The sequence below is a fragment of the Frankia sp. CcMO1 genome, assembly GCF_977945845.1.
The window spans coordinates 39,611-55,633 of the sequence record NZ_CDWTMG010000001.1; the positions used below are offsets into that span (position 1 = coordinate 39,611).

The 16,023-nt window shown below is 72.3% G+C and carries 7 protein-coding genes; 6 read left to right on the forward strand and 1 reads right to left on the reverse strand.

Features of this window, described 5'->3' with window-relative positions; genetic code table 11:
- Positions 1-202: 202 nt before the first annotated feature.
- The 6 genes from drmD to drmC all read left to right on the forward strand — a co-directional run bounded on the left by drmD (position 203) and on the right by drmC (position 15,196).
- Positions 203-3,391, forward strand: a complete 3,189-nt coding sequence (gene drmD / locus AC08OU_RS00210) for a DISARM system SNF2-like helicase DrmD (RefSeq protein WP_476604018.1) — start codon at positions 203-205, stop codon at positions 3,389-3,391.
- A complete protein-coding gene (locus tag AC08OU_RS00215) occupies positions 3,388-7,551 on the forward strand; it encodes an Eco57I restriction-modification methylase domain-containing protein (RefSeq protein WP_476604019.1) in 4,164 nt (1,387 codons plus the stop codon). The genes drmD and AC08OU_RS00215 overlap by 4 nt, the downstream gene beginning before the upstream one ends.
- A 3-nt stretch (positions 7,552-7,554) precedes the next feature.
- Complete coding sequence (locus AC08OU_RS00220; protein WP_476604020.1) at positions 7,555-8,877, forward strand: hypothetical protein; 1,323 nt, start codon at positions 7,555-7,557, stop codon at positions 8,875-8,877.
- A gap of 63 nt (positions 8,878-8,940) precedes the next feature.
- Positions 8,941-12,582 (forward strand): DISARM system helicase DrmA, encoded by a 3,642-nt coding sequence (drmA, locus tag AC08OU_RS00225; RefSeq protein WP_476604021.1) that lies wholly within the window; start codon positions 8,941-8,943, stop codon positions 12,580-12,582.
- Positions 12,579-14,450 carry a DrmB family protein gene (gene drmB, locus AC08OU_RS00230; RefSeq protein WP_476604022.1) on the forward strand — a complete coding sequence of 624 codons (1,872 nt, stop codon included), beginning with the start codon at positions 12,579-12,581 and terminating at the stop codon, positions 14,448-14,450. Before drmA ends, drmB begins: the two co-directional genes overlap by 4 nt.
- Positions 14,447-15,196, forward strand: a complete 750-nt coding sequence (drmC, locus tag AC08OU_RS00235) for a DISARM system phospholipase D-like protein DrmC (protein ID WP_476604023.1) — start codon at positions 14,447-14,449, stop codon at positions 15,194-15,196. Before drmB ends, drmC begins: the two co-directional genes overlap by 4 nt.
- A gap of 403 nt (positions 15,197-15,599) precedes the next feature.
- On the opposite strand, the gene AC08OU_RS00240 is transcribed toward drmC, so the two are convergent.
- The gene (locus AC08OU_RS00240) at positions 15,600-15,965 is read right to left on the reverse strand and encodes a hypothetical protein (protein ID WP_476604024.1); all 366 of its coding nucleotides are present in this window, start codon (positions 15,963-15,965) and stop codon (positions 15,600-15,602) included.
- Between the last annotated feature and the right edge of the window lie 58 nt (positions 15,966-16,023).

Consider the following 16,023-nt stretch of genomic DNA (forward strand, 5'->3'; position numbering starts at 1 on the left):
CCCAACGTGATGGCCATCTCAAACGCAGCGATTCGGCTCATTTGAAACATCCCCTGACAGCTGCATCCACAGGCGGCAACCTGATCTTGGGTCCGAGCCCGACCGTGGTCGTGCCCGCTGTTGCGGCTCGTTCCGGCTCGGAGTGTCGGTCGCTGACGGTAGGTTCCTTTTCCGCAGCTCGAGACTGAGGGTGGGAGCGCGGGTGACGACGGGGCAGGTGGCCGCACCGGAGCCGGGGCAGCTGGTACGGGCGCGCGGGGAGCAGTGGGTGGTCACGCGGGTGAGTCGCAGCAAGCTCCCGCAGGACGAGCTCGCCGCCGCCCGTCTGCCGGGGCGGACGCTGGTGACGTTGTCGAACGTCAGCGATGACGACCTGGGTGAGGAGCTCACGCTCGTCTGGGAGGTCGAGCCCGGCCGGGCGGTGGTTCCGGCGTCGTCGTTGCCGTCAGTGTCGGCAGAGGGATGGGACGACCCGGAGGTGCTGGGGGCGTTCCTGGATGCTGTCCGTTGGGGGACAGTCGCCAGCGCCGACACGGGCACGCTGCAGGCGCCGTTCCGGTCGGGGATCACGATCGAGGACTACCAGCTCGAGCCGGTGGCGCGGGCGTTGCGGATGCCGCGGGTGAACCTGCTGATCGCGGATGACGTCGGGCTCGGCAAGACGATCGAGGCCGGTCTCGTGACGCAGGAGCTGCTGCTGCGTCACCGAGCCCGCCGGGTGGTGGTGGTCTGCCCGGCGCCGCTGACGCTCAAGTGGCGCGATGAGCTGGCGGAGAAGTTCGGGCTCGAGTTCACGGTTCTGTCGGCGGCGGCGCTTCGTGATCTGCGGCGCAGTCACGGGTTGCAGGCGAACCCCTTCACCGTCCATCCCCGGACGATCATCAGCTTGCCGTGGTTGCGGACGCCGAGGGTGCAGCGGCTTCTGGATGAGGTGCTGACGCCGGATACCCGGACGCCTGGGTTCTTCGACCTGCTGATCGTGGACGAGGCGCATCATTGCGCGCCGCCAGCGCCGCACCGGCCTCGCGGGTACGCCGTCGACTCGCATCAGACCCGGGCGGTCCGGCGGATGGGTGAGCACGCCCAGCATCGGCTGTTCCTGTCGGCGACGCCGCACAACGGGTACAGCGAGTCGTGGCAGGCGTTGCTGGCGATGCTGGATCCGCAGCGGTTCGCCCGCGGCGTCGAGCCGGATCCGGCCGCAGTGGCTCAGGTGATGGTCCGCCGGTTGAAGGACTCGTTGCGGCTGGCGGACGGCAGCCGCCGGTTCCCGGAGCGCCGGACGCGCGCGATCGAGGTCGAGTACCCGAAGGAGGAAGTGCGCGGCCACGAGCTGCTGACTCGCTACCTCGCGAGCCGGCGCCGAGCGGCGGCGGCCCGGGACTCAGGGGACGACGAGCGGACCCGCGGCAACGACCTGGTGGCGCTGCTGCTGAAGAAGCGGCTGTTCTCCTCGCCTGCGGCGTTCGCGGTGACGCTCGCGGTGCATCGCGAGTCGGTGACCCGCAGCGCGGGTGAGGCGGCGGGTGAGGTGCGGCCGGGTCTGCCGGACTGGCTGGGTGACGTAATGGAGTGGGACGAGCCGCTGACCGACGACGAGACCGGCGGTGACAGCGAGCGCGAGCTGCTGGCGGGCGTCGCCGCAGCCGAGCCAGAGGCGGACGTCGAGGAGCGGGAGCTGCTCGAGCGGCTCACGGCCTGGGCCGAGCAGCACGCCGGACCGGCCGACTCCAAGGCGACGGCCTTGGTCGCGGAGCTGGATCGGGTCTGCCGTCCGGGCGGGGACTGGGACGCCGGTGAGCGGTTGATCGTGTTCACCGAGTACCTGGACACCCAGCAGTGGCTGGCGGGGCTGCTGCAAGCGCGGGGGTTGGCCGGTCACCGGCTGGGCCTGCTGTACGGGGGGATGGACGAGCGTCGGCGCGAGCACCTGAAGGCGGCGTTCCAGGCTGCCCCTGACCGTGATCCGGTCCGGATCCTGCTGGCGACGGACGCCGCGAGCGAGGGCATCGATCTGCAGCGGCACTGTCGGCGGGTGATCCACTACGACATCCCGTTCAACCCGAACCGGCTGGAGCAGCGGATCGGGCGGGTGGACCGGCACGGGCAGCGGCACGAGGTGGATGTCGCGCACTTCGTCGGGGCGGGGTGGGAGCAGGCGGGTCCGGGGTCGCAGGAGGCCGACCTGGAGTTCCTGTCGCGGGTGGCCGCCAAGGTGGCGACCGAGCGAGCCGACCTCGGTAGCGTCAACCCGGTGCTGGCTCAGGCGGTGGAGGCCCGCATGCTGGGCCGCCCGGTCCTGGTGGACCCCGCGAGTGCCCGGCCTGCGCCCGGCGCGCAGTCGGTGCGGGCGGAGCGGGACCTGCGGGAGCAGGCGCAGCGGTTGCGGGCGCAACTCGAGCAGAGCACGCGGCGGTTGCACGTGGCGCCGGCGAACGTCCGGCGGGTCGTGGATGTGGCGCTGCACCTGGCCGGGCAGCCGCCGCTGGTGGAGGCCGGCCCGGCGCGGCCGGGCGAAATCGCACCGCCCGTCCTTCGTTCGGGGTGGGAGCGAACGGTCCTGGACCTCGCAGACCCGCTGACCGGGCAGCCGCGGCCGTTGACCTTCGACGCCGCGGTGGCCGGCGACCGCGACGACGTCGTGCTCGCGCACCTGGAGCACCCGCTGGTCGCGCAGGGCACCCGGCTGCTGCGAAGCGCCGTCTGGGGTGGCAGCACCGCGCTGCGCCGCGTGACGGCGGTCCGCGCCCGGCTGCCGGATGACACCGACGTGGACGGCGCGCTGGTGACGGTGTTCGCCCGGCTCGTCGTGGTCGGCGCCGACGGCGGCAGGCTGCATGAGGAGGTGTTGCTCGCGGGCCGAGTGTTGCCGCCTGCCGGCGGCGTCGGACGCTCGCGCCGCCTGGACCTGGAGGCGCCCAGGAACGCGGCCGTGCGTGAGGCGGTCGAGGCCGCCCTCGAGCCGGGTGCGTGCGTTCCGGCACCGGAGCGTGACCGGCAGTGGCTGGCGGCGGACTGGTCCGCGCTGCAGCCGGCGCTGGCGCAGGATGTTCAGGTGCGGGCGGAGCAGCGGGTCGCCTCGCTGACCGGTCGCCTGGCTCGACGTTCCGAGGAGGACCTGCGCCGGGTGAACGGCGTCTTCGACCAGATGGCAGCGATGCTGCGTGGCGCGCTCGCCGGGGACGGCGTCCGGCAGCTCAGCTTCGACGACCTGTTCGGGGATGAGCGCAAGCAGTGGGAGCGCGACCGCTCGGCCTGGCAGGCCAGGCTCGACTCCCTTCCCGGCGAACGCGACCGCGAGCTGGCGACGGTCGGCGCCCGGTACGCCGGGCTGCGGCACCTGGTCTTCCCGTTCGCCGTCGCCCTCGTCGTCCCCGGCGGCCTCGAATGACGCAGCCGGGTCGAAGAGGCCGCCGGCGCCGCTACATCGGGGTGAGCGAGGCGGTCCGCAAGCAGCACGGCTGGCTGGAGCTGATCCAGACGTCCGGGCCGTTCGTCACCCTGCCGGTCGCGGCCCGGGTCTTCCCGAACGGTCTCCCGGCGGTCCCGGCGGCGTACCGCGCGACCGTCCGGTCGCAGGTGGCCGCGATGATGGGCGACGGCGGCGCTTCCCGGCACACTGTGATCCACAGCCTGCTCGCCGACGTGCTCGGCTGGGGCGACGCCCTCCTGCTCGACGACGGCGTACCAGCCGCGCTCGCCGAACCAGTCGCCGAACACGGCCTGACCGTGCGGCCCACGATCGCGTTCGCCGCACCCGCGTTGACAGACGACCTGGACTTCGGCGACCCCGGTGTCCCCGACGCGGGAGACGGCGACGACGTCCCCGATCTGGGCTCGCTCGCTGTAGTTCTCACGGCCGCCGCCGAGGACGTCGCCGCCGTCGCTGACGGCGAAAGCGATGACGGGGAGGACGGGGACACAGGCGACGCCGAGGACCCCGACGAGTTGCCGTACCGGTTGCTCGGCATGCTGGCGCCGTGGGGTTCGCATCCCCTGGCCCGCACCTCGCAGGACGGCTGGACCGCGAGCCCGGCCGAGCGGCTGGCGGTGCTGCTTCGGGCGCGTGACGTGCCCATCGGCCTGGTGACCGACGGCCGCTGGTGGGGGCTGGTGTGGGCACCGCGCGGCGGCACCACCGGCGTAGCCGTGTGGGACGCCGGAGTGTTCGCGGAGGAACCGGACTCGTTACGGGCGTTCGTGTCCCTGCTGGGCCGCGCCCGATTCCTCGGCGTCCGGCCGGCCGACCGGCTGCCCGCCCTGCTGGAGGAGAGCCTGGGAGCGGCCGAACAGGTCACCGAGGCCCTGGGCCGGCAGGTACGCGAGGCGGTGGAACTGCTCATCCACACGCTGGACCGGCTGGACGCCGACAGCGACGGCGCGCTGCTGGCCGGCGTCGACGACGACGAGCTGTACGCCGGCGCCGTGACCGTGATGATGCGAATTGTGTTTCTGCTGTTCGCCGAGGACCGCACCCTGCTCCCCAGCGACGACGACCTCTACCTCGCCGGCTACAGCATCGCCGCCCTCGTCGAGCAGTTGGAGCAGCGCGCGCAACTGTCCGGCGAACAGGCGCTGGAGCACCGCACCGGCGCCTGGCACCGGCTGCTCGCGACGTCGCGGGCGCTGCACGGCGGCGTCCTGCACGAGGACCTACGGCTGCCGGCCTACGGCGGCAGCCTGTTCGACCCCGCCGCGCACCCGTGGCTGGAGGCCGCCGACCGGGTCGACGACCGGACCATGCTGCGGATGCTGCGCGCGGTGCAGTACGTCGAACTCGACGGCGAACGCCGCCGGCTCACCTTCCGAGCCCTGGACGTGGAGCAGATCGGGTACGTCTACGAGGGCCTGCTCGAGCTGGAGGTCCGCACCGCGGAGGAGACCGTGCTGGGCCTGTCCCGGTCGAAGGACTGGCCGGGCGGCAAGGAGCCGGCCGAGATCGGGCTGTCCCAGGTCGAGGCGTGGTTGGCCGAAGCGCCACCGCGGCTGGCCGAGCGGCTCGCCCCGCGGACCGGCAGGACGGCCGGCGCCATCGAGCGCTACCTGGCCCGGACCCTGGAAGAGCACCAGCGCTCTGCTCTGTTGCGGGCCACCCGTGGCGATGCAGACCTCGCCGCGACGATCGAGCCAGTGGCCCTGGCACTCCACTGGTACGCGGGCGGGACTCCAGCGGTCACGCTGCCCGCGCGGCGCTACGTCGCGCCCAGCACCCGGCGGGCAGCGACCGGCACCCACTACACCCCTCGGTCCCTCGCCGAGGAGGTCGCGGCCGGGGCACTGGAGCCGCTGGTCTACCGCCCCGGGCCACTAGAGACCGCGGACCGCAGCCGGTGGCGGCTGCGGCCATCGCCGTTCATCGAGACGTTGAAGGTCGCCGACATCGCGATGGGCTCCGGCGCGTTCCTCGTCGCCGCCTGCCGCTACCTGGCCGACCGGCTGGTCGAGGCGTGGCAGTCCGAGGGCCGCGAGGACGCCCTGCGGGCGCTGCGCGCCGCCGAGAGCCGCGGACCTGGCCGCCTGGACGCCGACGCCGAGGTGGAGCGCGTCGTGCTCGAGGCGCGGCGGGTGATCACCGAGCGCTGCCTCTACGGCACCGACATCAACCCGCTCGCCGTCGAGATGGCCAAGCTGTCCCTCTGGCTGGTCACGATGGACGCCCGCCGGCCATTCGGCTTCCTCGACGACCGGCTGGTCGCCGGCGACTCCCTGCTCGGCCTGGCCGCCGTCGCCCAGCTCGAGACCTTGCACGTCGACCCCGTCGCCGGCCGTAAGGCGGCCACGGACGAGCTGGACTACACGGGGCAATGGCGCTCCCGGCTCGAGCAGGCCGCCGACGTGCGCCGCCAGATCACCGCCTCGCCCGTGCTCACCGCCCGCGACGTCGAGCACAAGCAGCGCCTGCTCGCCCAGGCTCGGACGCTCACCGACCACGTCGCCGCCATCGCGGACGCCGTCACCGCCGTGGGCCTGCGGACCGCCACCGTCGGCTCGGCCAAGCAGGTCAGCGCCGAGTTCGCTGCGTTGCGGATGCGCGTCGGCCTCGCCGGGGACGACGACACGAAAGCCATCGCCGAGGCCGCCGACAGGGACCTCCAGGCCGGGCTGCCGCCCAGCAAGGAGCGACGCCACCCGCTGCACTGGCCCGTCGTCTTCCCGGAGATCCTGGTCGACCCGGCCGACCCCGGCTTCGACGCCGTCATCGGCAACCCGCCGTTCCTCGGCGGGCAGAAGGTCTCCAGTGCCCTCGGCGCGGACTACCTGGCATGGCTGCAGCGCTGGGAGGGCGCCGGGGTCAAAGGCAGTGCCGACCTCTCGGCGCGGTTCGTCCTGCGGGCGCGGGCGCTGCTCAACTCCCGCGGGCAGCTCGGGTACATCGCGACGAACACCTTCACCCAGGGCGGCACGCTCGCCGTGGGCATGGCGCAAGCCACGACGCGGGGACTCACCGTCCGTGCGGGCCGGTCCAGTCACCCGTGGCCGAGCGACAGCGCCAACCTCGAGATCGTCAACGTTTGGGCCAGCAGAGCACCGATCGGCCCCGACGGCGTGCGGATGCTGGACGGCGAGGACGTGCCGACGATCGGGCCTGACCTCGAACCTGTCGGCCGGGTTACCGGCCGGCCGCTGAGACTCGCCGAGAACGACGGCATCGCCTTCATCGGCTCCTACGTCCTCGGCCTCGGATTCACCATGACACCAGACCAGGCGGCGGAACTCATCCGCCGAAACCCGCGCAACGCCGAGGCCCTGCAGCCGTATGTCGTCGGCAAAGACCTCACCCAGCGCCCGGACTCCTCCGCCAGTCGCTGGCTCATCAACTTCCGCGACTGGCCGCTCGAGCGCGCCGAGACCTACCCCGACCTGATCGACATCGTCCGGCGCACCGTTAAGCCCGAGAGAGACCGCAACAACAGGAGCAACTACAAAGACCTGTGGTGGCGCTTCGCCGAAGCGCGCCCCGGACTCTACCGGGCGATCGCTCCACTGGATCACGTGCAGGCGCTGTCTCTCGTGAGCAACCTCGTGCTGCCCGTCCGAGTTCCAACAGGCCCAGTATTCGCCCACAAGTGCGCCGTCTTCGCCTCTGCCGACCACACGGACCTGGCCGTGTTGTCGTCATCGGTGCACTTCTGCTGGGTGGCTCGCTACAGCTCGACGATGCGCACTGACATCAACTACTCGCCGTCGGACGTCTTCGACACGCTCCCGCGGCCGGCAGGGACACCGGAACTGGCGGCTCTGGGCGAGCGACTCGACGCGCGCCGTCGGCAGCTGATGCTGGCTCGTTCGTGGGGGATGACGACGACGTACAACGCCGTGCACAGCCCGGCCGTGCGCGATCGGGAGATCGTGGAGCTGCGCGAGATTCACGAGGCGATCGACCACGCCGTGCTCGCGGCCTACGGCTGGTCCGACCTGGACCCGCAGGTGGGGCACCATCCGACGAAGATCGGCACGCGATGGACGGTGAGCCGCGAGGCGAGGTTCGAACTGCTGGACCGGCTGCTGGAGGAGAACCACCGCCGTCACGCCGCCGAGCAGGACCGGTAGCCGATGCCGGTGGTCGTAGGAATCGACGACCGGACGGCTGGCGGCCCTCTTTCGACCCACCAGCGGAACGGCCTGGAGTACACCGAGGCGCTGCCCGGAGGTGACTTGGCGGGCTCGCGAAGAGATTTGGCGGTCGTGCTGCTGCCGGTCGAAGCCAAAGGCTGGCGCATGTGCGTCGCGTACGTCTGCCTGGCGAGCCGGGGCCGGCGGGTGACAACACGGCAGGCCGCGGTAGGACTCACCCACCTGGTTCCCGTGGTTCCCCCGTTGCCGGTAGAGGAGTGGCACGCCACCACGGACGCCGCCTACCGCACTGACCTGGGCGACGCAGTCGACTGGTCCGGCCGCGAGATCCCGCCACCTACCTGGAATGCGGCGCGAGCAGCGCTGGTACGGCTCCGCCCTAGCCTGGCCGTCGAGCTGGATCGGCTGATGCGGCTGTTACGGCCCCGCCTCCGCCGGTCGCCGCACGTGGAGCGGATCCTCGGCCACCAGAAGGACGCAATCGCGGTCGCCGTCGGCGCTCACGGGTTCGACCGTCGGTTGATCGACCGCTGGGTCGAGCCGGACGCCGATGACTCGTCCACCGCGCCGTGGTTGGCCGGGCTTCTCCAGGGCCGGGTGAGGGAGGATCAGGTTGTTGTCCACGACGCCGGCCGCCTGCCGCAGTGGTGGCCGCACGGCGAGCCGTACGTCGGGGTTGCGGCGTTCACCAACCCGGGCGGTCGGCGGTTGACCGTGATGAACGTCAATCGCCACCCGATCGAGGAGGTGACCGGCGTCGACCTGCTCTATTACCTTCACGCGGCCCACAGCTTCACGCTGGTCCAGTACAAGATGTTCCGTGACGAGGTCGAAGGCGAGGTGTTTCGGCCTGACGCCGACGGCAACCTCGCCAAGGAACTGGCCCGGATGCGAGCCGTCGACGACTACGACCCGGTGTCTGAAGGGGCGGGCCCTGCTGATCCGGTTTGGTCGTACCGTCTCCTTGCTCGCGCATGCTGGCTCAAGCTGTGCTCACCTCGTCGATTCACGCCCTACGGCAGTGAGCTGATCCCCGGCACATACCTGCCGCTGGAGTTCTACGACCGGCTCGTGGCGGCAGGAGCCGCCACCCGCGGGCCTCGGGGCGGGATTGTGCTCAGCGAGCGACGGATGGAGCGGTGGCTGAACAACACACTGTTCACAGGGCTGATGGGCGGCGGCTGGGTCGGGACGGCCGACCTGCACACCGACCGCATCGCCGGTGTCGTCGAGGCGGCGTTGGCGGGGCGGCGCTCGCTGGTCCTGGCGGATGCCCGCCGAGATGTCGGCGGAGGCACGTAGATTCGGGCTGGCGCAGCCGGGCGCACGTCACAACATGGGGACGACGACGAGGGCGAGTTGGGGATGACGGGCTCGACGCAGGTGCGGGCGGAGCTGGAGTCGCTGCTGGAACGCGACCTGCTCGGTCCGTGGGATGGGCCGGAGGAGGAGTTGCCCGCCGGGACGCTCCCGGCGGAGCGGTACCTGCTCGGCCGGCTCGTCCCCAAGCCCGTGACCGATCCCGCGGCCGATCTGGCGGGTCCCGGGCTGGACGCGACGGCACCGGATGCCGCTGAACCGCTACCGGGCGGCGTGGCGGCGGAGACCGAGCCTGGCTCGCCAGACTTCGCGGACCCCGACCTTCTGGATCGTGAGATCAGCCTGGACGCGGAGGACACCGCAGATGTGGAGTCCCAGGCGGCCACCCGGACCGGCACGCTGGCGGCCTCGGCGCTCGGCCTGACGTTCCTGGTGCCCGCCGATGTGGACGTCGTCGCGGTCCAGGCGACCTGGGGGCGGTACGACCGGCAGAAGTCCGAGGTGCAGCAGACGGAGCAGGGCAGGCCCAGGGTGGTCTGGAAGCGGCACCCTGCCGGTGGCCGCGTGGAGGTGCCGCTCGATGCCGAGGCCAGCGGCGTGCTGGTTCCCGACCCGGAGCAAGAAGGCGTGGTCGTCTCGTACGACGTGCGGCATCGCGACCTCGGCCGCGGCGCGGTCCGCGTGGTGCACCTGGCGCTGGTGAACGGTCAGCCGCAGCCGACCGGCACGCCGGACACCGCGCGGCTCTACCAGGCGGGCCTCGAGGTCACGGCCCTCGACGGCGGCGCGCCGGTCTTCCTCGGCCACAACGATCCCGACCTGATGCCCGCGGCGGCGTTGCGGGACCCGGAGAGCCTGCACATGGCGATGCTGCACCGGGCGACCCGCAAGTACGCGACCGGGCGCCAGTGCGCCGTCGACGCGGACGTGAAGGCCGGCGAGGTCCGAGCGTGGCGGTTGCGGACGACCTGCTTCCCCGCTGCGGAGGTGCCGCAGGTCGTCCCGGGCGATGCCAAGGCGATGCCGGGCCTGGTGCTGGACATGAACCGCCTGGGCAACCCGGAACTGGCGGCGGACGACCTGGTCGGCGCGCTGCGGCCGCTGGCCGTCGGCTACCGCGACTGGCTCGCCGGGCAGAGGCGGCGTGCGGCGTCGGACCCGGAGATCCAGGCCTACGGCCAGGCCGCGGAGGTGGCGGCGGAGGCCGCCGAGGACCTCGCCGACCGGCTGGACCGCGCCATCGACCTGTTGCGGGACCACGGCCTGGCCCGTGAGGCCTTCCGATTCGCGAACCAGGCAATGGCCCGGCAGCGGGTGCGTGGCGAGCTGGTCCGTGCCCGGCTCGCGGACCCGGACGCCGACCTGGCCGCGCTCCTGCGGCGGCTGGATGTCCCGGCCAACCGGAGCTGGCGCCCTTTCCAGCTCGCATACGTCCTGCTGTGCCTGCCCGGGTTGACCGATCCGAGCCACCCGGACGCACACCGCGGCGAGGACGACGGGCAAGTCCAGCTGCTGTTCTTCCCGACCGGCGGCGGCAAGACGGAGGCCTACCTCGGCCTGACGGCGTTCACGCTCGCAATCCGCCGCCTGCAGGGCGTGGTCGGCGAGGGGGCCGACGCGCGGGACGGCAGCGACGGGGTCGCCGTCCTGATGCGGTACACCTTGCGCCTGCTCACCGCGCAGCAGTTCCAGCGGGCGGCGGCGCTGATCTGCGCGTGCGAGTGGCTGCGCCGCGAACGGATCGCCGGTGGCGACCTGCGCTGGGGCCGGACGCCGTTCCGGCTCGGCCTGTGGGTCGGCACCGCGGTGACGCCGAACAGCTACGACGAGGCCAAGCGGCAGGTCGACGACGCCGTCGAGTACGGCACGGAGATCGGGGGGCCGCTGCAGCTGATGGCCTGCCCCTGGTGCGGCTCGCCGCTGGCCGCCGGCCGGGACCTGCACAGCGACGACGGCCGGCGCCGCATCCTGCTCTACTGTTCCGACCCCGACGGGGCCTGCCCGTTCAGTCGTCGCCGCGCACCGGATGAGGGTCTACCGGTCGTCACGGTCGACGAGGAGATCTACCGGTTGACGCCCGCGCTCGTGATCAGCACCGTGGACAAGCTGGCGCAGCTGCCGTGGAAGGCCGGCACCGCCCCCCTGTTCGGGCTGGTCCAGACCCGATGCCCCCGGCACGGCTGGCAGACCCCGGACACTGCCGCCTGGTGCAAGGGCAGGCATCCTGCCCGCGGTCCACTGCCGGCCGTCGAGGCGCAACCGGCGCTCCGGCTCCGCCCGCCGGACCTGGTGATCCAGGACGAGTTGCACCTGATCAGCGATGCCCTCGGGTCGATGGTGGGGCTGTTCGAGTCCGTGGTCGACCGCTTGGCCTGCCGGTCCGAAGGCGGCCGAGGCGTCCGGCCCGTACTGGTCGCCTCCACCGCCACGGTGCGCCGGGCCCGCGACCAGGTGCAGCAGGTCTTCGCCCGGGATCTGGCTGTCTTCCCGCCGCAGGTGCTCGACGCCGGCGAGACCTTCTTCTCCACGCGGGTGACGCCGTCCCCAGAGGCGCCCGGACGCCGCTACCGCGGCATCTGCGCTCCGGGCGAGCGGATGAAGTCCATCGCCATCCGGGTGATGAGTTCGGTCCTCGAGCACGGCCAGTTCCTGCTCGACCGGCACGGCGACGCCGCCGACCCCTACCTCAGCCTGGTCGGCTACTTCACCTCGACCCGCGAGCTCGCCGGCACCCGCCGCCTGGTCGACGACGACATCACCGAGCGGCTACGCAGCCAGAACGTCCGCACCCGCCGTCGCGCCCCCATCATCAGCGAGCTGACGAGTCGGATGCCCAGCAACCGCATCGCCGCCACGCTCGCCGATCTGGAGCGCCCCTTCGACCCCGGCTTCGACAGCACCGCCGCGATGGACCGCCTGCGCCAGATGACGGACGAGGAGCGGGAGGCAGCCGTTCGCCGGCTTCGTCCTGTCGACGTTCTCTTGGCCACGAGCATGCTCCAGGTCGGGGTCGACGTCCCTAGGCTCGGACTGATGCTGGTCTCCGGCCAGCCCAAGAACACCGCCGAGTACATCCAGGCCACCTCGCGCGTCGGACGCGACCCCCGCCGGCCAGGGCTCGTCCTGGCCGTCTATCAGTGGAGCCGGCCGCGCGACTTGGCGCACTACGAGTCGTTCGGGTACGACCACGAGACCTTCGGCCGGCGGATCGAGGGCGTCACCACGACACCGTTCAGCGACCGCGCTCTCGACCGCGGGCTGACCGCGGCCCTCGCCACCGCCGTCCGTCACTCCTCCGTCGACACGCTGCCGAACCAGGCAGCGCACACGGCACCGGTCGCCGGCCGGGCCGCGGAGGCGCTGATCGACGCCTTCGGGCGGCGCGCCCAGCGCGTGACCGACGATGTGCCGACCGCGCAGGAGGTGCGCAGCCAGGTCCGGAACCGGCTCGAACGTTGGCAGCAGCGACGACGCACGCTGCCCACCGGACGACTCGGCTATAAGGACGCCGACGGCGTCACCGGGCTGCTGCGCGACCCCGACGCGCAGGGCTGGGACCTGTGGTCGGCGCCGCTGAGCCTGCGCGAGGTGGAGCCGCAACTGCTGCTCCAGCTCGACCGCCGCGACCCCTCGCTCGACACCGAACCGGAGTGGGTCTACCCGACCCCCGTAGGGGACGCGTCATGACCGCCGGCGCGGCCTTCGGCGGTCGCAACCGGACCGATCCCACGCGCATCGGCCAGGCCCGCGCCAGCCAGCTCGTGACGATCGCGGGCGTCGGTGCGGTGGCCGACCTACCGTCCATGACGGTGATCGTGCGCGGCCTGGATGCCTGGAGCCCAGAACGGCAAGAGGTGATCACCGAGCCGCGCCTGCTGGAGGAGGTGCGTCGCTCGCTCGGATCCCAGGTGAGGGCGCTGCGCACCGCCCCCTGGGATCCGGCGGCCGAGGACGACCCGTGGACCCGTGTCGGTGTCCCGGTCAGCCCGTTCCCGCGCTGGGTCCGCTGCCCGGCCTGCTTCCGCCTGGGCGTCGTCGACGGCACCGAGTTCACCCTCGTGCACCGCTACGGGCGCCGCCCGGACCTGGCGAAGTTCGTCCATGCCACCTGCGGCAAGCAGCAACGACGCCGTGACGTCAGGCGCCGTGCGTGCATCCCGGCCCGCTTCGTCGTCGTCTGCGACGCCGGGCACCTCGACGACTTCCCATACGTCGACTACGTCCACCGCGGCAACACCGACGCCTGCCCGGGCCCTCAGCTCACCCTGTCCGATGCCGCCAGCACCCTCAGCCCACGGGTCACGATCACCTGCGTCGGTTGCCGGAACCCGGCCGGCGGCCACACGTCCCGCAGCATCACCGAGGCCGCCGGCAAGACCGGCGCCGCCGCGCTGCCCGCCTGCCGCGGCCGCCACCCCCACCTGCAGCGCTTCGACGGCTGCGGCCGCGAGCTGCACCTGTCCGTCCTCGGCGCCAGCAACCTGTGGTTCGCCGTCACCGCCAGCGCGCTGCACCTGCCCACCGGTCAAGGCGTCGGCGACGTCGTCGCCGCGAACTGGACCGTCCTCGGTTCGCTGCCCACCCCCGAGGTCGCCGCGGCCGTCATCGACGTCGCAGACCCGCTGCGAGACCTGCGCGGGGTGCCGATCGAGGAGGTCTGGAAACACATCGAGGACCTGCGCGCCGAGGGCGGCCCCGCTGACGAGCCGGCGCAGAGCCTGCTGGACGCCGAATGGACGCTGCTGTCGCGCCCCACGACCGAGCGGCAGGACAAGGACTTCAAGGCCCAGCCCACGGCGTCCCCCGATGGGTACGACAGCCTCCTGGACCAGGTCGTGCTGGTCCCGAGGCTGCGCGAGGTGCAGGCCCTGGTCGGGTTCACCCGGCTCGCCGCCCCCGAGCGCCGCGACCTGCAACCCACCGGCAGGATCGCCCTCGCCCGCGCACCCGAACAGTGGGTCCCGGCCGTCGAGCAGCGCGGCGAGGGTATCTTCCTGGAGCTCCGCGAACAGGCGCTCGCCCAGTGGGAGAACACCGTCCGCGACCACCCACGGATCCAGGGTCTCGCGCGCGCCTATACCCGTTGGGCGATCAACCGGGACCGAGATGCGGACCCTGACTTCCCGATCCCCCGGTACCTGCTGCTGCACACCCTGAGCCACCTGCTCATCCGACAGGTCTCACTGGAGTGCGGGTACTCCTCGGCCAGCATCCGGGAACGGCTATACGTCGGGGCGCCCGGCGCGCGGGCGGCCGGAGTGCTGCTGTCCACCGCCGCCAGCGACAGCGAAGGCACCCTCGGAGGCTTGGTCGCGCTCGGCCAGGCGCGTCACCTGCAACGCCTCCTGGACGGCGCCCTCGACGACGCCCGCTGGTGCTCCTCCGACCCCCTGTGCGCTGAACACCAGCCCCGCGACGGATCCGACGACCTCCACGGCGCGGCCTGCCACGCCTGCCTGTTCGCCAGCGAGACCAGCTGCGAGGTGAACAACCGCTGGCTGGACCGCGGCGTCCTCGTCGACATCACCCGCGACGGACTGGCCTTCCCGCGATGAGCCCACCCGCCCTGGGCCCCGCCCACATCGCTGCCCGGATCGCAGAAGGCCTTCCCGCCGACCAGCTGGAGACCCTCGCCGCGGCCGCCCTCGACGGCCGGCCAGGGCTGGAACGACTCCGCGCCCGGCTCGCGTCCGCCACCGCACGCGCGGCCTGCGACGAGGTCGCCCGCCTCCTCGACGCCGGAGCCGAACCCGGCTTCGTCGCCGGAACGCTGCTCGGCGCACTGCGCGCAGTGGAGTCGGCCCGAGCGGGCTCCAGCATCGACGTCGTCTGGACCGGCCCGCACTCCCGGATCACGACCAGCCGGCTGACCTCGGCCGTCGTCGTCGACCTGATCCGCTCCGCAAGCGAAGAGATCGTCCTCGTCAGCTACGCCGTCCACCCGCCACGCGCCTTGACCGAAGCCCTCCACGCCGCCGCCGACAGAGGCGTACACCTCACCCTGCTACTCGAGCGCCCGTCGGACAACCCGCGCTTCAGCAGCGCGGCGACACCCTTCCCAGGCGTGCGCACCCAGCGACTGGCCTGGCCCGGTCACCGACGACCCACCGGCGCCGCAGTCCACGCCAAGATCATCGTCGTCGACCGACAGACCGCCCTCATCGGGAGCGCCAACCTCACCAGCCACGCGATGGACCACAACATCGAGTGCGGCGTCCTCCTCCACGGCGGCAGCCACCCCCGCCATGTCCGCGACCACATCCTCAGCCTCCTCGAACAGGGCGAGCTGGAACGCGCTTGAACCGGCCCGGGCCTTATGGCGGACCTTCCCACGACAAAGCAGCGACGCCGGATCGACGAGTTCATCGAACGCTTTGTGAGCCGACAGGTTGGATGAGGCTGGTCTTGGGTTTTGGCGACAACTTCGGTGAGGACGTCTTGTCGTCACTGAACCTGTCGCGGTGTGCGACAACGGGTTGACCTGAGTGACAACCGCCACGGACGCCGACGGACCGTGGCGGACTCCCAGGGACGGTCTGTGCAGGTCAGCGCCAGACCGGCTGCTGGTCGGGCCGGCCGGTGGCAGGCTTCGGGACGAAGAAGCCGCATTTCGGGCGGCACGGTGATGACGCTGGTGTGCAGGTGTCGGGGGGCGCGCTGTCGGCAGCTTTCGGGCGTGCGGGAGCCGGGCGTGGCAGTGTGGATCAGTGATCGGGCAGCGGAGCGAGCAGTTGCCCGCCGGTGATGGCCGCGATCGTCGGCCAGGGGTCCGCAGCGAGGGTGGAGCCCAGAAGGCGCACGGTGGCTGCCACGGCCGGGCCGAGCACGCTCAGCGCGTCACCCAGCCGGCTGCCGGTGGGGGCGGGGACGTCGGTGCGGGCATCGCACTGCAGCGCCCAGACCATCCCGATCCGGCAGAGCTGGCCGGCGCCGCCAGCCCCGCACGGTGCCGGGAGCGGCGACCTCGGGTCGACGGTGTGCACGTGGTCGCTGGCTTGCTGGCGCCGGGCGAGCTCGGGCAGGGTGCAACACCAACCGCCCCTGGCCCTGCCGGGGGGCGGGACGGGCACAGTCGGGCGTCATGCGGGGAGTCAGCTGCGGTGATCGTGCTCGTGGACGAGGCCCCGC